18 protein-coding genes and 2 pseudogenes are annotated in these 25,560 nt (G+C 41.4%); 1 reads left to right on the plus strand and 19 read right to left on the minus strand.

What is annotated here, in order from left to right:
* Window positions 1-3 precede the first annotated feature (3 nt).
* The 15 genes and pseudogenes from D8862_RS08655 to miaA form a co-directional block, all read right to left on the minus strand.
* On the minus strand, window positions 4-1,263 hold the full coding sequence (locus D8862_RS08655) for a preprotein translocase subunit SecY (RefSeq protein WP_038804390.1): 1,260 nt from the start codon (window positions 1,261-1,263) through the stop codon (window positions 4-6).
* 677 nt (window positions 1,264-1,940) lie between these two features.
* Window positions 1,941-9,182 carry an LPXTG-anchored adhesin/beta-galactosidase BgaA gene (bgaA, locus tag D8862_RS08660; protein ID WP_125450010.1) on the minus strand — a complete coding sequence of 2,414 codons (7,242 nt, stop codon included), beginning with the start codon at window positions 9,180-9,182 and terminating at the stop codon, window positions 1,941-1,943.
* Window positions 9,183-9,585: 403 nt separating this feature from the next.
* Window positions 9,586-10,143 carry an SMI1/KNR4 family protein gene (locus D8862_RS08665; protein ID WP_125450012.1) on the minus strand — a complete coding sequence of 186 codons (558 nt, stop codon included), beginning with the start codon at window positions 10,141-10,143 and terminating at the stop codon, window positions 9,586-9,588.
* Window positions 10,144-10,157: 14 nt separating this feature from the next.
* Window positions 10,158-11,906 (minus strand): annotated as a pseudogene (locus D8862_RS08670) (glycoside hydrolase family 13 protein).
* A 196-nt stretch (window positions 11,907-12,102) separates the two neighbouring features.
* Window positions 12,103-13,059, minus strand: coding sequence for a hypothetical protein (locus D8862_RS08675; protein ID WP_125450014.1), 957 nt, complete (start codon window positions 13,057-13,059; stop codon window positions 12,103-12,105).
* A gap of 18 nt (window positions 13,060-13,077) precedes the next feature.
* The gene (locus tag D8862_RS08680) at window positions 13,078-13,827 is read right to left on the minus strand and encodes a hypothetical protein (protein ID WP_125450016.1); all 750 of its coding nucleotides are present in this window, start codon (window positions 13,825-13,827) and stop codon (window positions 13,078-13,080) included.
* Window positions 13,824-14,411 carry an SMI1/KNR4 family protein gene (locus tag D8862_RS08685; protein WP_033605822.1) on the minus strand — a complete coding sequence of 196 codons (588 nt, stop codon included), beginning with the start codon at window positions 14,409-14,411 and terminating at the stop codon, window positions 13,824-13,826. Before D8862_RS08685 ends, D8862_RS08680 begins: the two co-directional genes overlap by 4 nt.
* A 44-nt stretch (window positions 14,412-14,455) precedes the next feature.
* The gene (locus tag D8862_RS08690) at window positions 14,456-15,520 is read right to left on the minus strand and encodes an ankyrin repeat domain-containing protein (protein WP_125450018.1); all 1,065 of its coding nucleotides are present in this window, start codon (window positions 15,518-15,520) and stop codon (window positions 14,456-14,458) included.
* Window positions 15,521-15,522: 2 nt separating this feature from the next.
* The gene (locus tag D8862_RS08695) at window positions 15,523-15,960 is read right to left on the minus strand and encodes a hypothetical protein (protein WP_000394429.1); all 438 of its coding nucleotides are present in this window, start codon (window positions 15,958-15,960) and stop codon (window positions 15,523-15,525) included.
* A gap of 18 nt (window positions 15,961-15,978) precedes the next feature.
* A complete protein-coding gene (locus D8862_RS08700; protein WP_125450020.1) occupies window positions 15,979-16,548 on the minus strand; it encodes an SMI1/KNR4 family protein in 570 nt (189 codons plus the stop codon).
* A 202-nt stretch (window positions 16,549-16,750) separates the two neighbouring features.
* Window positions 16,751-17,506 (minus strand): SDR family NAD(P)-dependent oxidoreductase, encoded by a 756-nt coding sequence (locus tag D8862_RS08705; RefSeq protein ID WP_125450022.1) that lies wholly within the window; start codon window positions 17,504-17,506, stop codon window positions 16,751-16,753.
* Window positions 17,507-17,527: 21 nt separating this feature from the next.
* Window positions 17,528-18,457, minus strand: coding sequence for a ribonuclease Z (rnz, locus tag D8862_RS08710; protein WP_125450024.1), 930 nt, complete (start codon window positions 18,455-18,457; stop codon window positions 17,528-17,530).
* Between the two features lie 14 nt (window positions 18,458-18,471).
* Window positions 18,472-19,095 carry a cystathionine beta-lyase gene (locus D8862_RS08715; RefSeq protein WP_125450026.1) on the minus strand — a complete coding sequence of 208 codons (624 nt, stop codon included), beginning with the start codon at window positions 19,093-19,095 and terminating at the stop codon, window positions 18,472-18,474.
* Window positions 19,088-20,326 (minus strand): GTPase HflX, encoded by a 1,239-nt coding sequence (hflX, locus tag D8862_RS08720; RefSeq protein ID WP_125450028.1) that lies wholly within the window; start codon window positions 20,324-20,326, stop codon window positions 19,088-19,090. The genes D8862_RS08715 and hflX overlap by 8 nt, the downstream gene beginning before the upstream one ends.
* Window positions 20,319-21,203: a tRNA (adenosine(37)-N6)-dimethylallyltransferase MiaA gene (gene miaA, locus D8862_RS08725; RefSeq protein WP_125450030.1), complete on the minus strand. Its 885-nt coding sequence runs from the start codon at window positions 21,201-21,203 to the stop codon at window positions 20,319-20,321. The genes hflX and miaA overlap by 8 nt, the downstream gene beginning before the upstream one ends.
* A 120-nt stretch (window positions 21,204-21,323) precedes the next feature.
* Between miaA and D8862_RS08730 the strand changes: the two genes are divergently transcribed.
* On the plus strand, window positions 21,324-21,494 hold the full coding sequence (locus D8862_RS08730; RefSeq protein WP_001051782.1) for a DUF3042 family protein: 171 nt from the start codon (window positions 21,324-21,326) through the stop codon (window positions 21,492-21,494).
* 42 nt (window positions 21,495-21,536) lie between these two features.
* On the opposite strand, the gene D8862_RS08735 is transcribed toward D8862_RS08730, so the two are convergent.
* The 4 genes and pseudogenes from D8862_RS08735 to D8862_RS09625 form a co-directional block, all read right to left on the minus strand.
* The gene (locus D8862_RS08735; protein ID WP_125450032.1) at window positions 21,537-22,376 is read right to left on the minus strand and encodes a thymidylate synthase; all 840 of its coding nucleotides are present in this window, start codon (window positions 22,374-22,376) and stop codon (window positions 21,537-21,539) included.
* A 93-nt stretch (window positions 22,377-22,469) separates the two neighbouring features.
* A pseudogene (locus D8862_RS09760) lies at window positions 22,470-22,874 on the minus strand (HD domain-containing protein).
* Between the two features lie 92 nt (window positions 22,875-22,966).
* A complete protein-coding gene (locus D8862_RS08745; RefSeq protein ID WP_125450034.1) occupies window positions 22,967-23,926 on the minus strand; it encodes an ROK family glucokinase in 960 nt (319 codons plus the stop codon).
* 103 nt (window positions 23,927-24,029) lie between these two features.
* A partial coding sequence (locus D8862_RS09625) for an Ltp family lipoprotein (protein WP_221762942.1) occupies window positions 24,030-25,560 on the minus strand: 1,531 nt, incomplete at its 5' end.

Raw genomic sequence — 25,560 nt, forward strand, 5'->3', positions numbered from 1 at the left:
CCTCTATTCTCCTTTAAATTCTAATTCTTTGTGGTAGTAAGTCCCAATTCTCAAGATACGTATTTCTTCATGCAAAGGCAAGAGCATACTGACTAAAATGATCAATGTACTTGGTATAGTCAAAAGCAAATTTGGAAGAGGTAGGAAGAAATTAATGAAATAGGGTAAACCAATAAAAACGATCAGGTAGAGTGCTCCTACATTAGATTGTAAGGAAATGTAATGTTTCAAAACTTTTAAAGTTGCTTTCCCAGGCTGGATATAATCTAGGTATTCTCCTTGACGTTGTAAACGTTTCGCTGTTTCTTCTGGTTCTAAGTTGATATAGGCAAATAAAATTGCAAGAAGATAGATAGCAAGCAAGTAAAAGGCTAAACTTAGGGGGTTTGTAAAGTCAAATAAACTACCAAAATTTTTTGTAAAACCATGTCCAAACCAGTCTAATACCAACTGAAGCAACATAATAACACTCGAGGCATACATAATAGGCATTCCCCCAGAGGGAAGAAATTTGATAGGGAGGTAAGATTTGCCATAGTAACGACTACTTAACATGACTCGATTTAGAGGCAAACGAATTTCAGCTCTCTCGCAGACCACGGCAATATAGCCCAAGATCAAAAATGAGATCGCCGCACCTACTAGAAAGGCTAATCCTTCTTTAGACAAAACAGATTGTCCTATCAATACCACTAATTGGTTAGCAAATTGTAGCAGAATTCCTGAAATAATAATAATTGTCTGCCCACCTACTCCCTTGCTAACATTCAAACTAGCCAACCAGATAATAACAAAGCCTCCTGCTACAACAGTTGCCAGTACAGCCATATTATAAATCCAATCATCTACAAGAAGCAAAAAGCGTCCATTTTCCGAACGAGCCGTGTACATAACAGCTATCCCCTGTAACACGGAAAAAATCAAAGTGAGAATCTTTTGCACAAAATCCGCTTTTTTCAATGACCAGGACTGGATATTCCAACTTTTATTCAAGTTGATGACCTGCCAAACGATCATCGTCGTAATCCAAGGACCTAGTCCCAGTGAAAACATGGAAATCTTAGAGACATCTACTCCTGCTAAGGAATACAAATAGGCCAAGGGATTTTGCTCAGTTATTTGTGAAAAACCTGTATTGCCATTGTATCCTGGAAGTAAAATATGGCGACCAAGTATATAGATCGCAATGATCAAAATTGTAAAAATTGCTCTTCGGAAAAAAATACTTGTTCGTTTCTGTTTCTTAAGACCGAAATGTTTCATCTGTCATCCTTTATTCTTTATATTTAGCAAGTCTTGCGATCATTTTCTAGCAATGTTCATTCACCATCGTAACAGCAAGACAACCCAAGAAAACAGGCTCATCCCACTGATAATCAAGATAGGATTAACTGGCTTACCATGATATTTCACCTACGAAATACAGGAGCACCTCATGAGTGTAAATCTACTTGGAGCTTCTCTTCTATCCTTGAATATTTTCATGTGAGAACACCTGTTCTTCCATTTCTTCTATTTGAACACTATCAAATGCATAAACGGATTTAGTTAATCCTTAAAATTTTTATAAGTATATCAACTCTGTCACCATGATTAACATCTAAAAAACCACTCCCATACCAAATCTCTGAAAGGTAAGGAATTTTACGCTTTCTCATCTGATCATGATCCTTCTAAAGTTGAATGGATTTTATCCGATTTTTCTCATTAAAAAATCATTTATAAAAATTACCAGTGCCTACTATTGTAGCATATTTATCAATTATTTTCAAACACGACCTCTCTTTTTATAAGTGTGAAGGGCACTTTATGAATTTTGAGCAAAATCCATTTGGAATAGGATTGACTATTCTAAACATTTGTTTACTATTATAACTCAGACGAAAAAGACCAGATCGTCACTCTGGCCTTTTCCTGTTCAATTTAGCTTGTAACTAAACTTAGTCTTCTTTTTTGCGAGTAGTAGCTGCAAGTCCTGCACCTAAGCCCAAGAGAGCCAATCCTGCTGCTAAAGCTGACATCTGAGACTCACTTCCTGTATTTGGAAGGTGACCTTTTTCAGTTTGTGTCACTTTTTCTTCTTGAGATTGTGCTCCTGTTTGAGTCAGTTGGTGCGCATCTGGATTGACAGGAACTTGTGGATTTGGTCCTTCTTGTGCTACAGCAGTTCCCACTTCCACAATGCGATCCTGCGATGCTAGCTTATCAAAGGTTTCCTTTACAGTGCGTTTCCCATTGTCCACTTCGATGAGATGAACACGTACACCTTTTTGGCCTTCTTGGATCACACGAGTTTGTCCTACTGGAAGTTTATCGTTCTTACGTTCCTGGACTTGGAAATCAACTGCCTTTTCTTCTACTAGTAGTTCTGGTTTGTGATGAACCAAATCTCTGACACCATCAAGTGGTTGAGCCGTACCACGTTTAGTTCCAACTTCCACGATACGATCTTGCGCAACTATCTTATCAAAGGTTTCTTTTGATGTACGCTTACCATTTTCGACTTCTACTAGGTGGACACGAACACCTTTTTGACCTTCTTGAAGAACACGACTTTCACCCACATAAAGTTTGTCAGTCTTACGTTCTTGAACTTTGAAATCAACTGCCTCTTCTTCCACCAGGAGTTCTGGTTTGTGATGAACCAAATCTCTGACACCATCAAGTGGTCGAGCCGTACCACGTTTAGTTCCAACGAGAAGAACCCGGTTAACAGGAGCCTGGATCACTTCACGGAGTTTCTCTTCACGAGTTCCGTCTGGGCTAACAGATGTAAGAATGCGTTCCTTACCAACTTGTCCTTCTTGTTCTACACGGCTTTCACCTACATATAGACTTGAATCGTCTTTTTCAACAGTCTGGAAGGCAAGTTCTTTTTCGACAACCTCAAGACTTGGATTTTCTTCTTGAATAGCAGGGGCTGTTTTCTCAGAAACTGGTTTTTCTTTGACTAGTTGGATACGGTATTCCTTGACTTGTTTTCCACTTTCTGAAACGAGGCGAACAAGTACTGGAAGGCTATCATCGCCACTATCTACAACTGTTGAAGCTGCTTGGTCTGTTTCTTCAACTGAAACTTTCGGACGTTGACCTTTATAGGTAATTTGATAGTCTTGACGATTTTCAGCGAAATCAGGAAGTTCTTTTCCATCTACAAGAATCTTCGATGCAGTGCTTTCTTGAGACAATTCGCTTGGTGCAAGGAAGGTCATCTCAATCATCGCAACACCACTCTTATCGGCCTTGCGCTCCATGCGCCATCTCATGGCTTTTGCTTTCACGGCTTTAAATGTTACGTTGATTTCATCACCAGCTTCAATGTCTTTATCCGCACGATAAGGAACAGCTTCCCAATTTTCTGGATTGTTGAATGGATGGCCTGCGTCATAGGCTTGGTAGTTTGAATAGTAGGTTGGCACTTCAAACTCTGGACCGACATAGCGTTCTAAAACAAGTTTAGATGGTGCATCCGTACCACTATCTGCAAAGAAGTGAAGTTTAGCTTGTGCAACAGTCCGTTCTACAATCTTACCATTTTCACGGAAGATCACACCTGCTGATACTTCTGGGTTAGAAGATGGTGTTGGAGACCAGTTTGTCCAACGACGATTTTCATTGTGATCTCCATCATTGATATAGTCTACACGGTCATGTGAACTTGGATCAATATCATTAGTTGCAGAAGCAAAGGCTTGGTTACTGTTTTCATCATAGTTAGGGTTGTTTGAGAGAGCCTCACCAAGTTTGTCCGTCACTCGTACAGTGAACTCCGCAACGAGGTCACTACCAAGGACACGACCTCGAACAGTAAATTGACCTGCTTTGGTCAGATTTTCTGCTGGAACTTCTTCCCATTCAACTGCCAAGTCTTTTGTTTCATAGCCGTCTTTACCTGTGAAGTAAACCGGAACCTTCGTTGGCAATTCAAGTGGTTGCCCTAGTTGTAGCAAACGAGCTTGTTTAACCGCAGCAACTGGTTTACGAGAAAGTAAGTCTTTGTCCTTAGTGAAGTGTAGACGGTATTCTCCTAAGATGTCGCCATTTTCAGCTTTCGCGATGACACGGACTAGCTCACCTTCACGAACGCTTGGAACGACAGTCGCGAGACCATTGTTGCTAACACTTGCTGTTACTGTAGGAACTTTTCCATTTACAGACTCAAGGTAGTAGTCTTTCAAATCAGGGTTGAAGTTTGTTAAATCTTTGCCGTCAACTTGGATTCTTGTCTGTCCTTGTTTGGCTGCCGCAACTTGTTTCGCAAAGATTTGTACTTCTGTGATAGAAGTTCCACGCTTATTATCTGCTTTCACCATGCGAATGCGAACAGCATAGGTTTCAACTTTATCAAAGCTAAAGTGATTCATTTCTCCAGCCGTAAGTTGAGCAGGAGCTTTTAGATTTGTAACAGGTTTCCAGTTAGCTGGATCGTTAAATACATGGTCTTCATTGGCTACAAAGCTAGGGTTTTTAGGAGCTGTTGGAACAGTCTTACCAACATAATATTCAATCACATACGACTTCGGTGCACCGACTCCATGGTCTTCGTGGAATCCGACACTTAGATTATCAACGGAGCGTTTGCTCAAGATACCTGAATCTCCGAATAGGACACCGACTGAAGCTTCTGGATTACTACGATTCCAGTTTGTCCAACGATTGGCTGGTCGGTCATTAAAGGAAATCAATTTGTCGTTAACATTTGAAACAGGGTCGCTTGGATTTGAGTCTGAAGCAAAGGCAAGTGGTAATTCTGAACCCGTCCATTGGTCAGAGATATTTGCACCTTGCTCAGTTTGGGCCGATACGCGAACATGGAGTTTAGTTGTTAATTGCGTACCTTCAAGGCGACCAGTGACTGTAAAGGCACCTTCCTTAGCGTATTGCTCTGGACGAATCGTATCCCATGCAACCTTGGCAGATGATACATGACCATTTGAATTGTAGGTACGGACGCTTTCTGGTAATTGTGGCGCTTCTGCGATTGGTGTAGTCACACTGACTTCTTCAACTGAAACGATACCTTCAACAGAGACTTTTGCACGCGCTTCAAGGTCAATTCCTTCAACTTTACCTAGCACTTCAAAGGTTTGATAGTGGTCTAGTTTTTCTTTTGGAATAGCTTGCCATGTGACTTTGTGAGTTTTAGAGAAACCTTTGTCATACTCAACAGTTACTGTTGCTGGAAGACTTGGTTCTTGATGCAAGTCTGTCACTACATTTACTGGACGGATAGATTGCGCAACCTTCGTCTCAGTATTGGCTTGGATAGTGAGTTCAACTTGGCCTTTAGCTCCCTCATATTCCGCTTTGAGAGTGACTGCTCCTGGCTTATGTAACTCAAGCATTCCTTTACGAACTGCGACTTCCCCTTCACCACTTGTAGAGAAGGTTACTTTATCAGCTGGTAAAACTGCTTGTGTTCCGTCTTGATAGTGAGCGAGTACAGACAATTTCACTGTTTGGTCTTCTTTAAGACCGTTAGCTTGCTCCACTTGTAAGCTCAAGTGGTCAATTTTCGGTGCTTCTTCAAGGAATTGAATTGCATAGGTTTGAAGAGGTCCACCATCTTTTGGTTGAACAAAGATGCTTGCACGCATACCGTTTGCTGCACTTGCTTGAACTACGGTAACATCCGCATTTTCAGCACTTGCTACAACTTCTGGCAAGGATGCACCATAAGCAAGAGTGCGGTATTGCATTGGATGTTGACTAATAAGGCCTGTGACGGCTTCACCGCCAACAGTTACAGTTGGCACTACAGGTGCTGCAGGATTGCCTTCTTCTACTACAAGAGTAGCATGTACGGTTTCGCCTCCTAATTGACCAGTCATTTGAATACGTGATCCTGCGACTGAAAGTTTGGCTTTATCTGCTTCCGCAATCTCCCACTTATCCACTTCGTATTCTTGTACGCTTCCATCCGTAACGGCAATAGAAACATATTTGTCAACAGCACTCAAGTCTGTTCCTGGGGCAACACGTTTAACAGTTGGAAGCTCATTTGCGATTGCTAGAACTTCGACACGGGCCTCAACTTCACGTCCGTCTGCCATACCTTTAACAGTCACAACTCCTGCTTGGCTCACATCAACTGAAGACCAGGTTACTGGACGTTTTTCACGACTGCCATCACTGTAGATAAAACCGACTGTCTTCGGCATTTTTGGCTCTTTCTCAATAACAGTACGTACTTTTGGTACTTCTGTCCCGAGAACTGTCTTTTCTTGATCTTCTTTTTTACCAGTAAAGACAGTTACTTGACCAGATTTCAAGAGATCTGAATGGGCTGTTAGCGTGAATTTACCTGCTTGCTCAGTTGATTTAACAATGGCAACCCCTTTACCGTTAAAGGCTCTGCGAATCCAAGAACCATCTGCTTGGGCCTTATAACGTTCACGGCTGGCTTGTTCCCCATTGTCGACACCGACAAGTTGACCTTGGCCATGCAATTGGAAGCGAACTAAATTATTAGCAGTTGGGACTACATTCCCTTGGCTGTCTACAATTTCGTAGTAGATGTAAGTCAAGTCTTTTCCATCTGCAGCGATTGCGTGTTCTTCCTTGACAAGACGAACACCTGCTGGTTGACCTGCCGTGGTAATCTTGTCACGAGCAATTTCTTTTCCAGCTTCATCTCGAGCTACAGCTTCCAAGGTACCTGGTTGGTAAGCAACCTTCCACTCAAGATAGAGTTCCTTAGCATTCGCACCTTCTTGGTAGGTACGGCCATCGCTGGTTTGTTTTTTGTTGAAGGTCTTAACTCCGAGAGATTGACCGTTCAAGAACAATTCAACGCTTGCAGCGTTTGAATAGGCGCGAACTGGGATTTTTCCGTCTGCATCAGCCACATTCGCTTTTAGAGTAGGGTTTTCCCAGTTCCAGTGAGGAAGAAGGTGAACCATTGGTTTCTTCTTGACAGAAACCCATTGGCTTTGGTAGAGGTAGAAGTCATGTTTTGGAATACCCGCTGTATCTACAATACCAAAGTAAGAACTCTTAACTGGTGTATGGTTTTGGTTGTGCCATGGTGTAGGCTCCCCGATATAGTCTGTACCGGTCCAGATAAATTGTCCTGCGTAACCAGCGTTGTCACGGTCAAAAGTCCATGAAGCGGTTGCCGTTTTACCCCAACCCACACGATCATTTCCATAATCTGACTGTTCATAGTTACGATAGTCTTGGTTGCTGTGAACTAGTTCTCTCTCAGGGCGATAATAACTTCCACGTGTACGGGTAGCTGAAGATGTTTCTGAACCATAAATCAACCAGTTTGGATGTTTCGCACGAAGAGCTTTGTAGTTGTCTTCAGAATAGTTGAATCCAACCGCATCCAGTTCATCAGCAATTTTCTCATGTCCACCACTACCATTACCGAAACGGAACTTATCTGCTCCCATGGTAACGTAACGAGTTTTATCAACATCCTTGATAACTTTGACCAAACGTTTTACAGTTGCTAGAGAATGAGCATCACCGTTGGCTTCACCAATTTCGTTTCCGATAGACCACATGAAGACAGCTGGGTTATTTTTGTCTCTTTCGACCATGGTACGAAGATCATAGTCAGACCATTTTTCACCTTTTCTAGCTTCTGGGTGAGTGGCATCTTTTTCAAAGAAACGTCCGTAGTCATAAGGTTTCTTGCCACCATACCAAGTATCAAAGGCCTCTTCCTGAACCAGCAAACCAAGTTCTGCTGCGATTTGCAAGGTCTGTGGACTAGCAGGGTTGTGGGTTGTACGAATAGAGTTAACCCCCATCTCCTTCATTTGTTTGAGACGACGGTATTCTGCTTTATAATTTTCTTCCGCTCCAAGCGCTCCGTGGTCATGGTGCAAGGAAACACCATGGAATTTAATGCGTTCACCATTTAAAGAGAAACCATCATTTGGAGTCCAGTGATAGTAACGGTAACCAAACAAATCCTTCTTAGCATCCACCAATTGACCATCACGATATACACGCGTAATCAATTCATACAAGGCAGGTTTGTCATTTAAAACTGTCCATAGTTTTGGTTTTTCAACTTCTAAAATAGCATCTAGGCTTGTTGACTCATGTGCTTTCAAGGTACGACTTGCTGTACGAACCACGCCTGTTACAGCCTGACCACCACGTTCAACGATTTGATACTCTGCCACAAGTTCATGGTCTTTATCGTCTGTATTGACGATTTTGCTGGTCACATGAGTTTCAACCTTGCCGTGTTGCTGTTGTTCCAGTTTTGGCGTTAAGATGGTTGTTCCATTTTTCTCAACATGAACCTTATCTGTCACTTGCAAGGTCACATCACGGTAGATACCACTACCTGAATACCAACGACTACTTGGTTGTTTGTTGATTGCATGGACAGCAATCACATTCTCACGACCATCTTTGTGAAGGTATTTGGTGATATCGTATGAGAACTGGTTGTAACCATTTGGATAATGTCCCACTAACTGGCCATTGACATAGACTTGAGAGTCCATGTAGACACCATCAAAGGTCAAACGAACATTCTTCTTGAGATCTTTTTCATCAAGTTTAAAGGTCTTGCGATACCAAGCTTCACCACCATTGAGCTGTCCACCTTCGTTTTGAGCAGGTGACTGATGGTCAAAATCGTTAAAGATACTCCAGTCGTGTGGGAGATCCAATTTTTGCCATGTTGATACATCGGCATCTGGTTTCACAGCTTCTTTAGGATTCGCATTGAGTTTAAAGTGCCAATTTTGATTAAAATTCACTTTTCTATCTTCAATCATTTGATTTACTTCTTCATTTGTCGCAGCTTTCAAATCTTCCTTAACAGGTTTTTCTTGACTTGAAGCTTGTAATTCTACCTTTGGAGCTGTTTCTTCAGGTTTTAGAGATGCTTTCTCCTCTTTTGGAGCTATAGGTTCATCTTCTTTCTTCTCTGGTTTGCTTGCTTCAATTTGAGCAGCTTGACTTTGATCTACACTTACAGCCTCGTTATTCTCCACTCCTGCTTGATCCTGTTTTTCCTCCACTGCTGGACTTTCCTCTTTTGCTTGTTCTACAGTGTGTGCAATAGGAGTTTCATCCGCAAAAACTGGTGATTCTCCAACAACACTTCCTCCAAATAGAACAGCACAGGTTCCAATCATGACAGAGCAAGCTCCTACAGCAAACTTACGAATACTGTAGACTCTTTTACGATTCCAAAAGCCTTTTTCCATAAAATCCCCCTTTAGTAACCGCTTCCATTTTCTTGTAAGCGTATTACTTTTTCATAGCCTTTTACCTTTATTTTATAAAATAATATAGGAAATTTCAATACTGGCAGCATAAAAATCATACTTTTGATTCTTTTTTCTATAATTTGTAGAAAAGTTTAAAAATCTGAATGTACATTTAGTGAATGGTTTTACTAAAAAAGGCGGTGGGACAGAAATCGATAGACAAAGTCTCGATTTCGTAGTCCCAGCCTCGCGAGGATGATTAGGAGCTTTTTGGAGTCTAAAAGACGAACAAAAAATTCAATCAGCTACCGCGTCAAAGTTTGATTGCTAAAAAAAGTGAGGTCGGGATCTTTTGTCCCAACCTCTTTTACGGACTATCAAACTGATATTTCCTTATAGATTATTGACTAGATTTCCCCTTTTCCAAAAGATTGACCATCTCATTTTTACGCTCTTCTAGCTCGGCAATTTGCTGGAGTAAAAGTCCTGTAAAATCACATTCAAGCTCTTCAGTTTCGCTACTATTATACCAATCTAGAGCTACAATATGATTGTCCTTATCAAAGCAAAAAATCACATCTCCATCCCCGATGATAGACAGAAATGGAATATAATCCACAAAGCCCAGAGCGTGTAATTCCTTGGTTTTAAGTCGAATGTCTAAGAAGTCTGGGATGCCATTTGCAATTCCCAAGACCTTAATACCTCGACAGAAGGTCCAAAATGGTGCTACATCGTAAGCCTTGGCTCTTGGCCATAGCTCTTCTCTGACTTCCATAAAGAGACCTCCCAGAGATGACCTGGTGAATTCCCTGAAATCTTCTGGCAGACGAATGCCGTATTGATTTTCAAAATCCTGAACATCTTCTTCCGATGGTTCATTACCCATGCAGGCGACAACCTGATAAGTTTCCTTATCATAGTGACGAAAATACTCATAAACTTCCTTGAGTGCCATTATTTTAATCCTTTTTACTCAGAAATAGTAACTACAAATTCATCTGGCAAGATGACTTGCTGACCATCTTCAAACTGGCAATGACTCGCTAAATCAACTGAATCTCTGTCTAAGATAACATTCTCCTTAGACTGATTAAAGATAGCCTGAACTTCTTTTCCTTCGTAGGTCCATTTCAAGGAAAGAACATATGGTTTCACTTCTTGCAAGCTATATGAACCATGCTGAATAATGCTTGCAACTTCTTTACGGACTTGAATCAACTGTTTCATAAAATTCAGCATATCATTGTCCTCAGACACACGGTCCCAAGGCATGCCACGACGGCAATCAGGGTCTGGTCCACCAATTAGTGCTAGCTCTGTTCCGTAATAGATACAAGGAGTCCCTTTTTGAAGGTAGAGGAAGGTTAAAGCAGCCTTGACATGTTGGAGATTTCCTTTTGCAGTTGTAAGAATACGCTCTGTATCGTGAGAATCCAGGAGATTTAACATAACCTCTGAGATTTGTTGCTTGTAGTACATTGACTGGCTATTGATTTCTGAAATGAACTGCTCTGTCTTTTTATGCTGACGCAAGAAATAATCCTTGATACTTTCAGAGAGCGGGTAGTTCATGACTGCATGGAACTCATCTCCTTTTAGCCAAGGCTAAGACGTATGCCAGATTTCACCTAAAATATACAAATCAGGCTTTTTAGCGAGAACTGCCTTTCTAAAATCTTTCCAGAACTGATGGTCAATTTCATTGGCAACGTCCAAGCGCCAAGCATCGATATCAAAATTCTCAATCCAGTAAGTTGCAACACTGAGAAGATAGTCTTTGACTTCAGGATTTGCTGTATTTAACTTAGGCATATAGCTAGCAAAGGCAAAGGTATGATAAGGGAGTTCTCTTGGATTCTGAAGTTTATCCTCTGTAATTGAAAACTCTTGAATATGGAACCAATCTTTATAAGGGGAATTTTCTCCATTTTTTAGAACATCCTGCCATTGGGCAGACTGGTAGCCGATATGATTGAAAACAGCATCTAGCATAATCTTAATGCCACGTTTATGAGCTTCCTCGGCTAAATTAGCAAAGACTTCTTTGTCTCCAAAGTGACGGTCAATTTCAAAATAATCCGTCGTATCGTACTTGTGATTGGTCGTTGCTTCAAAAATCGGACATAGATAAAGTCCAGTGATTCCCAAATCTTTTAGATAGTCTAGATGGTCGATAATCCCTTGTAAATCTCCACCAAAAAAGTCATCCCTATTAGGTGCAATGGCAGCATCCCACTCTCGAGCTCCATCTGGAGTCAAATTAGGATTTCCATTAGCAAATCGTTCTGGGAAAATCTGGTACCAAACGGTATTTGAAACCCAGCTAGGAACCTGACATCCGTCGATTTCATGAATATAGGGAAGCTTAAAGCCATTTCCTTCCGCATCCAAGTTTTCTTGAGTATGTTCCACACAACCCTTATCACCGTAGAAAATACCCTGACCTTCCTCATCAAGGAGTTCAAAGATATACTGAATCCGTGCAAAATCAACCGATACTGTAACCTGCCAATAATCAAATAAAGCATCCGAGGTTGCTTTAGTCATTTCTTTCTTGGCTTCATACTTATCCTCGATGAAGATAAAGGGATCTCCATAATGTAAAATGACCTGCTGGACATCATTTTTCTTGGTTCTGATTCGGATATGTAGCTGACCTTCTTTGTAAAGATAAGCATACTCTGATTCTTGTCTATGATAAATGGCTGTTAATTCCATATTTTGTCTCCTAAATAATCATCATCAACAAAAACGCAAACGCTTTCATAATTGCTATTTCTAGTATACTGTTTTAAGATTCGATTTGCAATACTTGGTCAAATTTGACAAGAAAACAGCTCAAAATAAATACTGTAGACTAATCAAGAAATATCAGCACCTATCTATAAAAAGCTCCCAAACTCAGCCTCACAGCCTAGTCAATCCGACAAAGGGCAAGTTCTTTTAATCCTCTGTCGTACAGGAAGGTTAAACAAAAGTTGTCTGTTATATTTTGAAGCTTGTGTTTACTCATTCCTCTAGGCAAGGCTATATCGCACAATTCTCTCGTTGCCAGAGAAAATAGCTTTTGCTTGCCCTTCCAATCATCATTCTTAAATAGGGGGCTCAGGATAATATAAGGCGAATCCGTAAAAATTCCATTGACACCAGCTTTTTTACCTAAAGCCTTTAAATGTTCAGATTCTAATAACTTTTCAATAATACGACCATCACTAGAGATTTTAACTAGGGCATAATAGTCCATGCCCCATTTATTGACAGAGGTTTGACTTTCTCCAGAGCTAAAGGCATAGAGTTCTTGCTTCCAAGATTTCATACTATCGATTTTAGGACAAAAACTTGAGTTCGTGTCGTGGTGATTTAACTCTTTTTTATCAATATGCGAATAAGTGGTCCACTTCGCCTGCTTTTTCTCTCGATCAAATTCTAAAAGAGCAAAGTTTCTTGCCTGATTTGTATAAACTTGATTTTCAAAACACACGGGTATCTGGTCGCTATCTGATACGATTTGAAAATATCTCTCTTGTGCCTTTTTAGGAAGTATACTTTGCGGATCCTTTATGGCAATGATTTCTGGATTAGAAAAATCACCAGTATAATAGACTATTTCCTTGCCAGCCTTGATGATGCCAATATTTTGTCCATCTGTAAAGAGTAGAGGCTCTTCCTCCCAAACATGGTCACAATACCAAGCATCTATCTCCTTCACACCCAAAGGTGATACTTCAAGCAGACAGTAGAGATTGAAAGCTTCCTTCTCACTGGTCAAGACAAAGGCTCTACCATCATGTAACATGACAGAATTGAAAACACTATTGTAGTCCTTGTCTAGTTCCCATTTATTCAATAGACTTAACTTTAACTTCCCCATTTTCTCTCTCCTAATCCATCACCACTCGTTGATGGCAAATAGAATGGCTGATCTAATATTTCTTAGCAATTGATCTGAAAGTTCATCGTATACTTGACCCAGTCCCTTGTCTTGTGCCAGCCATCCAGGTTCATCATTCCAGGAGCCCATTCCTCCAAAAACATCCGCTGAGCTTGCAGCTCTAAATATGCTTAGATATTGCAGTGGAATTTGAGGTTCTGCCAGTCCTTTACCAGATTCTGGGTCTAGCAAAAAGTTTCTAGCAGATTGAAAGACTTTGGCAAAGTTGTCACATTCAATTTTAATTGCTAGATTTTCTATACGAGTCAATATGTCCTTAAATTCTTCGATATTATTTTCATAGTGGGGAATGTCTTGAGAAGACCTTTCCCATTCATACTCGGTGTAGGTAACATCCCAGCCCCTACCTGCGGAAGCAGCTTCCCAATTTGGTAGGAAATAACTTGCCTTCCCATCTTTATAAAAACAGAGAATTGAACTCTGTGTCGTATTGGAGAAACCTAAAATACCTCTGTCATTTACTGAGATAGGGCAAAATAATTTTAAGTCCTTCAAACCTTTTTCCTTAAGATTTTCAAACCAATCAGATACAGATAGTTCTATAACTTCCCCCTTTTCTGACGGCAAAATTTGAAAGCAAATCTTATTGATATATTGGTCAGGATGATACAAGATTGCCTGATCAGTTTTTAAAGCCTTCCTAGCTGCTGCCACGATACAGGCTATTTGGTACATTTGTCCATTCATATGATCTCATCCATTATCCCTTCAATCAGATTTGTAAGGCTTTCAGCCGCATAGATCACCTGGTCAGGATCATGGATGTAGCAAATAACCTGACCTTCCTGACCCTCCTGGTCTGGATCAAAATCCAGCATAAGATAACAAGAGTCACAATACTGAGCAAAAGGAAGCCATTTTTTATTAAAAAGATAGGGCTTAATTCTACTATCATGCATGTTTTCTAGGTCTTGACTAGAAAAATAGTCGGGAAATTCGGTTAACAGAGCATCTCTATTTTGAAAGTACTTTTTACAAGTCTCAATTTCCTGTAGACTCATGAGAGAAAAAGTCAAATCTCTCTGGTCAATTACACAAGGTAAAATAGAGAGGTATTTACTCCCATTTTTATAGCTATAAAGCTCTTTGAAGTCACTAGGTAGACGAATGCCAAATATTTCCTCAAAGGCTTGAAGCTCTTCCTCAGAAGCACCAGAAATGCCCTGATAATCTTCCAGATATCCTTCCTCTACAGGATCATCCAAATCCCAGTCTTCAAAACACTCACAAATATAAGTTTCTATTTTTTTAACTTGGTCAATTAGTTGCATCATTTCACCATGATTTCTTTATTTTATCTGTCTTCCAATGCTTTTTACCGCTTATAACTTGTTTTTTCTAGGAGAAGGGATTCAGGATTTTGCTTAATCCAAGCAATAGCTAGCTGACACAGGCGGTCTAGGCGAGGCTCGTCATCAAAATCTTTCCCATGAACTTGAGCAATAAGCTCTTTAGTCTCTTCTAATTCTTGATCTGAAAGTGGGATTCCTAGAGACAAGTATTGAGGGAGAGCTTGAAGCATTTTTCTATAGTCCCTGTCCCAGTTGACCCCACCATTGCGATCCAGTTCATCTCGAACTCGACCTGGTATACGAATAACTTCTCCCTGAACAGTTTTGGCTGCTCCACTTGAAGGAATCAAGAAAGACCATAGTTCCTCATATTGCTCCTCCCAGCTACCTTCTTTTACGAGAATCGGAGAAACTCCATCGTGGGTTATTCGTTTGGCTACCGGCTTGACATCAAACAAAGCATAAAGTTTTTCTAGACCCTGATCTGCTGCTTCTAGATAGTCGGGATTGATCCCTTCTCTATGAAATTCAAAATCTTTACCGATATTTTCGACCTTTTCTTTCATAGCAGATGTTTTCTTAGCACCTGCATCCAACAGCATAGAGGCAATTTCAGCTGTTTGGGCAATATAGATTCCCCGACAGACAGTGAGAACGGAGTCTAGTGGAGTCTGTCCCCTATCATTTTTAGGGTTAACATTTGCTCCCTTTTCTATGAGAAGTGCAACGGTCTTAGGATGAAAAAACTCAGCTGCCATATGCAGAGGTGTATTTCCATAAGTATTGCTTTTTTCAATATCTGCCCCCAATTCGAGCAAGAGTTTTACAGTCTCTCTTCCCATGGTTGCCTGACGGTACAAAGGAGTCGCTCCATAATAATCAGGGATATTGATATCCAAGCCCTGTTCGACAAGCCAGATAACCAATTCATCCGGGACTCCTCCCATATGCAGAGGTGTACATAAGCTAAATCTTCCATCATGAGCGGTTAATTCACAACGGTCATAGACTGCTTTAAGGGCTTCAATATTTCCTTCATCCATTAAATCCTTAAACTCTTTTGATAATGTAACTCTTTTCTTTGCCATTTTTAGTTCCTTTCTTCTGATTCAGCATCTAGGGCAAGCCAATGAAGTTTGTCAACCGTTTTCAAAGTCAGGACTTGTCCATCATAATCATTTTTCAACTCAAGACCGTTTTGCTCAATAGATATATGATTGTACCAGTGGTCTAGGCTGGCGTATTCCCCCGTATGAATGTTGATGAGCATACTCGTTATGGGATTCCAAGTCCCTTTCTTAACTGTTTCTGCTAAGAGGTAGTAAGCATCTAAAAATATGAGATTTCTCCCATAGATCCAAAAGGGCAGATCAAGCCCCAACAAAGGCAACTTGGCAGAAAAAATCTCATCACCGTGTGGTGGAACGGTTTCATAATGAAATTCTATCTCACTGCCATAATAGGCAATCAGGGCTCCCTGACATCCGATATTTTGAGGAATCCCTTCCTCAGCTACAATAAATTCCATGACCTGCTCCTTCTATTTTCAATCATAAAACCCGACCAGACTCTGCCAAAATATCAAACTGGACGCATGACCTATTCTAGTCATCAAGCGGATGAAGTCACTTTCACAACCCTTCCAAACTGCAGATTGGGCCGTTCCCATGGCTCTAACAAATGCTAGAAAATCTGGTGTCAGCCATATTTTTTCATCATAGTTCATCTCTGCATCAAGAGCATAGACCGCCCCAGATTGACAATCCAGCAAAATAGTGTAGGGATCTCCATTTGCAATGATGATCAAGCCTCTTTCTTGTAGAGTCGAGTAATCGTGGTATTCCAAATTGCGATTGATCAGCCAAGTAAGACTAGTGTCGTCCCCATATCCAAACTGGTAACTTAAAAAACCGACCTGCCCCCAGTTATAGGCCAGAATATACTTCCTAAAAATCGGATCCAAATCTTGTATTTGCAGTTGTTTTTTCAAACGATCCAGTTCAGACACAGGCACTTCAGTATGGCTCAGGACAATTCCTTCTCTTATCTCAGGGTCAAGCCCTTGTATTGCTTCCTCAATAATGGAAATAATTTGGTCAATTGTCAATAATTCCATTGTCAACCTCCGGCTATACATAGGGCATTATCTAGGGTAAGCTAGCTGGTTTGGGACTTCATTTATCTAATGAACTTTCTTATCTCAATTATACTCCAAAACTATCAAATAGAGATAAACTACCAGTATTTTCAGGGATTATTTTTGATCAACAACTTCTCCTTATTAAAGCAAAAAGCCATTCCTCAAGGGAACAGCTTTCTCACTTATAATTAAAGGTTTCTCCAGCCAACTTATCTGCTAGCTTAGGAAAGAGGCTATAAAATTTGTGGGCTAAATTGAGCAAAAGTGGAAGATTGAGTTCTCGTTTATTTTTTCCTATGGTCTTGATGATTTTTTTAGCAACCGCATCTGGTTCTAAGAGAAAGCGGTCAACAGACTTGAGGTAGCTCCCATCTGGGTCTGCTTGATCAAAAAATCCTGTTCGGATTGGTCCTGGATTGACTGTTGTTACATAGACTCCATAAGGCATGAGTTCGAGGCGTAGAGCGTTGGAAAAACCAATAGCCGCAAACTTGGTCGCTGAGTAGAGACTGGATTTTCCTGTAGCTATCAAGCCTGCCATGCTGATGATATTGATGATATGCCCTTTTCGACTTTCTTTCATACGAGCTGCAAGACGACGAGACAAGTTCATCAGAGCAAAGGTATTTACCTCGAACATCTGGTGAATGTCTTGATCAGAAATCTTGTCAAAGTCTTCAAAAATTCCATAACCAGCATTGTTGATTAAGACATCAATTTTACCATAACGGAGATAGAGGTCAGCTACCAGATCTTCTAGGACCAAGTCATCAGTAATGTCGATTTCAATCAATTCCACATGGGGATGGTTTCCATATAGCTCCGACAGTTTTTCCTTGTTTCTACCTAGTAAGATGAGTTGGTCATTTGGCAAGAGTTTGACCATTTCTTGGGCCAATCCACCGCTAGTTCCTGTAATGAGAATAGTAGACATGCTTCGTCCTTTCAATAACTGTTAGATTTCCACTTCTTCCAAGTCTTTGACCACATGGACATTTTCAAAAACAGTTGCCGCATCCTTCTTGAGCTGGCTGATATCTTTTGAGAGGAAGCGGGCGCTGATATGATTGAGCAAGAGGCGCTTGGCTCCTGCTTCTGCTGCTACTTGCGCAGCCTGCATATTGGTTGAGTGACCGTGATTGTGGGCAATTTTCTCATCACCCTTTCCATAAGTCGATTCATGGACCAGGACATCAGCATTGACGCCTAGACGCACGCTGGCATTGGTTTTTCGCGTGTCACCAAGAATAGTAACTACCTTGCCAGGTCTCGGTGCTGAGATATAGTCTGCCGCCTTGATTTCAGTCCCATCATCCAGAACAACATCCTGACCGTTTTTGATTTTTCCAAAAAGCGGGCCAAATGGGACACCAGCAGCCTTAAGTTTTTCAGCATCCAGCGTTCCTTCCAAGTCCTTTTGCATGACACGATAGCCAACGCAGAAAATAGTGTGGTCCAACTCCTCTGCATACACAGTGAATTTATCGGTTTCAAGGATTTTCCCCAGAGAATTTTGGTCAAACTCATGAAAATGAATGCGGTAGGGCAAACGAGAACCGGACACACGAAGACTGGTTAAGACAAATGACTTGATCCCTTGAGGGCCATAAATTTCCAAATCTGTCTGCTCTTCATTGGCCTGAAAAGCACGGCTGGAGAGAAAACCTGGTAAACCAAAAATGTGGTCTCCATGCAGGTGGGTGATAAAGATTTTGCTGACCTTACGGGGTCGAATCGTGGTTTCCAGAATGCGATTTTGCGTTCCTTCCCCACAGTCAAAAAGCCAGACTTCGTTAATCTCATCCAAGAGTTTCAGGGCGAGACTTGAAACATTGCGGGATTTGGAGGGCTGACCAGCCCCTGTTCCTAAAAATTGAATATCCATTCGATACTTTCTAATTAATCAATATATAACATGGCTGTGCGGTTTTCCGATCGGAAATAGCGCTTACCAGAAAAAGCTCTAGCTTCTTGTAATAACTCCTCTTGGCTGTAGCCTTTGAGACGCTTACGACCATCAGCCAAGCTTTCCAAATCAGTCAAAGCTGTGAGACTCTCCACACTAACAACTTCTTCGTCCCCGACAGCCTTCATGTAAATCTTTCCAGACTCCTCAAAGACGAGCTGATGGGGGAAAATTTGCGCAATCTCAAAAAGCAAGTCAGTAGTGATTTCTTCCTCAGCTTCTGAGAAAATACGTCCAAGACCTTCTTTCTCATAGCAAAATCCAAAGGATTTACCAGACAGGTTTAGGCGAATAAAGGGCTTGTTTTCTAGAGTAAAACTTGGCTCAGGATTGAAGAGATGTAACTCCTGACTCAGTTCAGCAAAGTAAGCTGTCGCAGCCTCGGGACTCTTTTTCTGGTAGAGTTCAGCAAAGTAGGCATTGACTACACTCGGCGGAGGTGTGATGAGAGCTAGTTGCTCCTGCTCTGTTTTACCAGCTAGAAGTTGATCCAGATAGACCTTGTCCAGACTTGTATAACCTCCATACTTTAGAGCCAAAGTTTTAATATCAGTCATAAAATTCCTCTAACCTCCATTTATTTTTCTCGGAAATATAGCCTGTAATGACTTCCCCGTCATCCTGATAATCGCGATCTTCCAGAATCGCCACACTTTCTAAATCATGTATCTTGTAAGACTTAGAAAAGGGCACGCGCAGAGTAAATGCTTCAAAAATTTCCTTAATCTTATCTAGCAATAAAGCTTGCAGCTGCTCACGACTATCCTCCGACTTGGCAGAGATGAGGGCATAAGGTGTTTGAGTAGGCGTGAAATCCTCCACCAAATCCGCTTTATTATAAAGGGTCAAGCGAGGAATATCTTTCATGTCCAAGTCTTTCATGATGGAAAGAACTGTTTTTTCATGCTCTTCGTGGTAAGGATTGCTGGCATCAATGACATGAACCAGAAGGTCCACATGCTTGCTTTCTTCCAAGGTTGACTTGAAACTCGATACCAACTCTGTCGGCAAATCTTGGATAAAGCCAACAGTATCTGTCAAGGTCACCTGAAGATTACCCCCTAGATGAATACTCTTAGTCGTCGCATCTAGAGTCGCAAAGAGCTCGTCAGCCTCATACTGGATCTTGCTGGTTAAAGTATTCATAATAGTCGATTTTCCGGCATTAGTGTAACCAATCAAGCCAATCTTAAAAGTACCCGACTCCAGACGTTTTTCTCTGACTGTCGCCCGATTCTTCTCCACTACCTTAAGCTGACGCTCAATATCTGTGATTTGATTGCGAACACTACGTCGGTTCAGTTCTAGCTGGCTTTCACCAGGTCCACGAGAACCAATTCCCCCAGCCTGACGACTAAGCATAATCCCCTGACCAACCAAGCGAGGTAAGAGGTATTTGAGTTGGGCTAGGTGGACTTGGAGTTTTCCTTCATGGCTTCGAGCCCGCATGGCAAAGATATCCAAAATCAACTGCATACGGTCAATAACCTTGACCCCGAGAACTTCCTCTAGATTGACATTTTGCCGTGGAGTCAAGCGATTATTGACGATAACAGTAGTAATTTCCTCAGCATCTACCATTCGAGCAATTTCTTCCAACTTACCAGAGCCGACGAAGGTCTTGGAGTCATACTTTTCACGTTTTTGTCTATAGCTATCTACAACGACTGCTCCAGCAGTCTTAGCCAGACTGGCCAACTCTTCCATGGAGAGGTCAAAATTGTCCATGCCCTGCAATTCTACACCGATGAGCAGGACACGTTCCTCTTTTTTCTCTGTTTCAATCATCTAAAAACTCCTCAATCTGGTTAAAAATACGCTCCTGCACACCAGACTCTCCTATCTGATAAAAGGTCACCTGCATGCGATTGCGGAACCAGGTCAACTGACGCTTGGCAAAACGACGGGTCGCCTGTTTGAGACTCTCACTAGCTTCCTCAAAAGTCTGCTCCCCACGAAAATATGGAAAGAGTTCCTTGTAGCCAATGCCTTTGGCTGCCTGCACATTTGGATAATGGTCAAAGAGCCACTTAGCCTCTTCCAAAAGCCCAGCCTCAAACATCAGATCTACTCGGTGGTTGATACGCTCATAAAGCTGACTGCGCTCATCGTCCAAGCAGATAATCAGAGATTCATAAGGACTTTCCTGGTTTTCCAAATCCTGACCAAAATGGGCAATCTCCAAGGCACGCATAGCACGACGACGGTTAAACTGAGGAATTTCAAGGCCTGCTTGCTCCACAATATGGGCTAATTCTTCATCTGAATAATGCTCTAAACTAGCTCGATAAGCTACAATCTCCTCATGAGGCGTCTCTCCACCCAGATGGTAGCCTTCCAACAAACTCTGGATATAAAGTCCGGTACCTCCCGCTATAATAGCAAGCTTGCCACGACTTTGAATATCCTCAATAGCCTTCTTAGCTTCTGAAACAAAATCAAAAGCCGAGTAAGACTCGGTCACCTCTCTGACATCAATCAAATGATGAGGAACAGCTGCTTGCTCCTCTGGGCTAGCCTTGGCCGTCCCAATATCTAACCCTCTGTAAACTTGCTGACTGTCACCACTGACCACCTCTCCACCAAAGTGCTTGGCCACTTCAATAGCAAGGGCTGTCTTCCCAACAGCAGTCGGTCCAACAATCACAATTATTTTTGTTTTCATCTTTTTTCCTTGAAAAATTCCCATTTTTTCGTTACTATTATTATATCATAAAAAGGTCAGTCAGAAAAATGCTACCCCTTGAGGAGCCTGGCTGATCGGGAAGATAAAGGAGGAAGACTCATGGCTAAAGGATTCGCTAAAGGTCTTGTAACAGGTGTCGCAGGAACTGTCGCTGCTGTTGCAGGAGCAGTATACGCAATTAAAAAGAAAGTGATTGAGCCAGAAGAGCAAAAAGCAGCTTTCATCGAAGAAAACCGTAAAAAAGCAGCTCGCCGTCGCGTATCACACTAAGCAACAAAAGAAGTTGAGAAATCTCAACTTCTTTTTATTTTATTAAATAGCCAAATCAAACTTCAGCTGTGGCTTAACCGGATCATAGTCAACCAACTCAAAATCCTCCGCTTTGATATCAAAGAAACTGGTCCCATCTGGCACATTCAAGACCAAGCGAGGTTGGCAGTTTGACGACTCACGACGGAGCAATTCCTCTGCTTGTTCAAACTGATTATCATAGATATGGAGGTTGTTGATAAAGTAGAAGAACTTCCCAACCTTCCATCCAAAATGCTTGGCAATCATCATCTGCAAGGCTACGTACTGCATAGCGTTAATGTGGTGTGCCACCAACATATCATTAGAACGCTGAGTCAAGGTCGCATCCAGATAGATTTCCCCATCAACGCGACGGACATCAAACATAGTCTGAAAGGCGCATGGAAGAAGGCCGTCTGTCTCTTCAAAAGCTTGGTAATCCCAGAGAGAGATGATATTGCGACGGTTCCAAGGATTGGCTTCCAACTGCTTGAGAATCTTGTTAATGATGTCGTGTTTCTTAACGACCGCCCCATAGCGCTCACCAATGGTTCCTGTATCTCCCACTTCCCAGTCATTCCAGTAGTGAACATTGTACTTGTCATTGAGAACTTCTAGGCTATTAGACTGATCTTGGTAGATCCAAAGGACTTCCTTGATGGCTGATTTGATTGCAATGGGTCGCAGGGTTGTGATGGGAAATTCCCCTTTTGCCAAGTCATACTCTGCAAAAGCACCAGTCACATACTTAGAGTTAGCAACTGTTCCGTCCTTGTACTTAGGACGTGCTTGTTCAGAAAAGACGCCGTCTTTGAGGATTCGTTCAATATTCTCTTTAAAAATCGTATCTGCTTTTGTCATTTACTCTCACCTCATTTATTTCCTAACTAGTATAGCATAAAAAGAGCTTTTCTACATACTTAGATAATCAATGGCCTTTTTATATTTTTCTAATCATTCCAAATCCTTGTCAGTGACAGAACTCAATCTAGATAAATCTGAATTATGTTTTAAATCTGCTAATTTGACAACACGTGCTAGAGAATTAGATTTCACATTTTCCAGATATGTTTGATAGTCTTGCCCCTTTTTCTTTGTCAAAACCTGAACGGCAGTAACTACTGTTTCTGGTAAACCAGCTTGTAATAGTTCTTCAGCCGTAAAAGGACTATCCTCTATAACATCATGTAGCAGAGCAACTGCTTTTTCATCTTCAGTACAAACTTGGCTTGCTACATAGACTTGCTACATAGATTGGATGTTCTATATAATCTACTCCTGCCTTATCAAATTGCCCTCTATGAGTTTTTTAGCAAGAGACAGTGCTAATTCAAGCATGGGTTGTTTTGATGTGTTCATCTAGCGACTCCTTCCAAAAATTAAAAACTATTTCGTTTTATTCGATTTTAAAAAAGAGCTTGATAACCACCAAGCTCTATAATCAATCTATCTTATTGCAATACAAGTGATGCTGCTCCGATAACTCCAGCGTCATTTCCTAGAGTTGCAAGAGCTAATTTAGTTGTTGTGCGTACTTGTGGGAAGGTATTTTCGTCATAGACCTTTTGCACGCCTTGGAGAAGGAATTCTCCCGCAGCTGATACTCCACCACCAATAACGATTGTTGATGGGTTTAGGATTGAACCGATATTAGCACAAGCGATTCCCAAGTAACGTGAGAAGTTACGGTAAACGATCAAAGCAAGGTCGTCCCCTTCTTTAGCTAAGTCAAAAACAGTTTTAGCAGTTACTTCTTCACCGTCGTCGATCAAGCGTTTCAAGGCCGCATCGCCTTCGTATTCATCTGCATAACGACGAGTCAAGTTGACAATCCCTGTTGCAGAAGCAACTGTCTCAAGACAGCCTTTTTTACCACAGGTACATGCGATTGGTTGGTCAAAGTCAACAGTGATATGACCAAGCTCACCAGCAGCACCAGCAACACCGTGGAGCAGTTTTCCTTCTGCCACGATACCGCCACCAACACCAGTACCAAGTGTCATAAAGACAACGTCTGGTTGGTTGTCACCAGCACCCATCCAGCGCTCACCAAGAGCAGCTACATTGGCATCATTATCGATGAAGAATGGGATACCCAAGGCTGTTTCAATCTTTTCTTTGATTGGTTGGAGGGTTTTCCAGTTTAGGTTGTAGGCACCGATAACAGTTCCTTTCTCACGGTCAACCACACCAGGTGATCCCATTCCAATGCCTCGGAAATCCGTAGCTGACAATCCAAGCAAGTCCAAACGATGTTGAATAGACACAATCATATCATCTACAATATGGCTTCCTTCATCCAAAATATTGGTCTTGATAGACCATTTTTCTTGGATTTCTCCCTCTTGAGTTAAAATTGCAAATTTGATAGATGTTCCACCAAGGTCAATCCCAATAATCTTTTGACTCATCGTCTTCTCCTTTTTAATTGAAAATGCTTACAGATATAGTATAACAAAATCGTTAGATTTGTGCAAAGCTTTGCATGAAAAAGTTACATCTAATAATTAATAACTATTTATCCCCTAGTTTTTGAATAGCATAGTTGGCTTCTTCTTTTGTAAATTTTCCAACCCAAGAAGAAGTTAGCCACTCATAAATCTCTGTCTTTGATAAATGGTTATTCTTTCGGTATTCTCTTGCTTTAATTAAGGCATTTGCTTTGTAATCCGCGTTCAAGTGATCGATGGCATACTGTGCTGCAGAACTTGAAAAACCATGTGAAATTTGTGAGGTCAACTGATCATAGAGTGCTTTTTTTGACATATGTAAATACGAATTATATTTTTTCGCTTCAATTAAAGCAGCATTGTATTGATTCCCGGCTGCTGGTTTTGGTTGTCGCACACCATCGTTTCCTACATAGTAACGACCACCATCTACCCATTTACCCCTTACCATTTTACCTTTAGAATCAACATAGTAACGACCGCCATCTACCCATTCATTCTTGGCCACCTTTCCATCTGATTTATAATAATAGTATCCTACCCATTTATTGCGGGCAATGCTTCCTTCTGGTGTTAAATCTAGTTTTTGAATGGCATAGTTTGCTTCTTCTTTTGTAAATTTTCCAACATAAGGAGAAGTTAGCCACTCATAAATTTCTGTCTTTGATAAATTGGAATTCTTTCGATATTCTCTTGCTTTAACTAAGGCATTTGCTTTGTAATCCGCGTTCAAGTGATCGATGGCATACTGTGCTGCAGAACTTGAAAAACCATGTGAAACTTGTGATGTCAACTGGTCATAGAGTGCTTTTTTTGACATATGTAAATACGAATTATATTTTTTCGCTTCAATTAAAGCAGCATTGTACTGCTTCCCATCTAGTTTTGGTTGCCGCACACCATCGTATCCTACATAGTGACGGCCACCATCTACCCATTTGCCCCTTACCATTTTGCCTTCAGAATCAACATAGTAACGGCCACCATCTACCCATTCATTCTTGGCCATCTTTCCATCTGATTTGAGGTAATAATTTCCTACCCATTTATTGCGAGCAGAGCTTCCTTCTGCTGTTAGATAATAATATGAACCATAGTTTTTATCATAAATCCAGTCACTTTTAACCTTTTTTCCATCAGAATCAACATAATAACGACCACCATCTACCCATTCATTTTTAGCTCTCTTTCCATCTGATTTGAGGTAGTAATTTCCTACCCAGCCAGACTGAACTTTAGATTGTGATTTATCCTGTTTAGGAGTTGTTTCTTTAGCTTTTTCAGCCGGTTTTGGTGCCGGCTTCGGCGCGGGTTTTGGTGCTGGTGTTTTTGGTTTCTCAGCTGGTTTTTGAGCTGGCGTTTTCGGTTTCTCAGCTGGTTTTGGTGCTGGCTTCGGCGCAGGTTTTGGTGCCGGCTTCGGCGCGGGTTTTAGTGCCGGCTTCGGCGCGGGTTTTGGTGCCGGCTTCGGCGCAGGTTTTGGTGCTGGCTTCGGCGCGGGTTTTGGTGCCGGCTTCGGCGCGGGTTTTGGTGCCGGCTTCGGCGCGGGTTTTGGTGCCGGCTTCGGTGCGGGTTTTGGTGCCGGCTTCGGCGCGGGT

Origin of the sequence: Streptococcus oralis (genome assembly GCF_003942585.1) — a bacterium.
Classification (GTDB): Bacteria; Bacillota; Bacilli; order Lactobacillales; family Streptococcaceae; genus Streptococcus; species Streptococcus oralis_BE.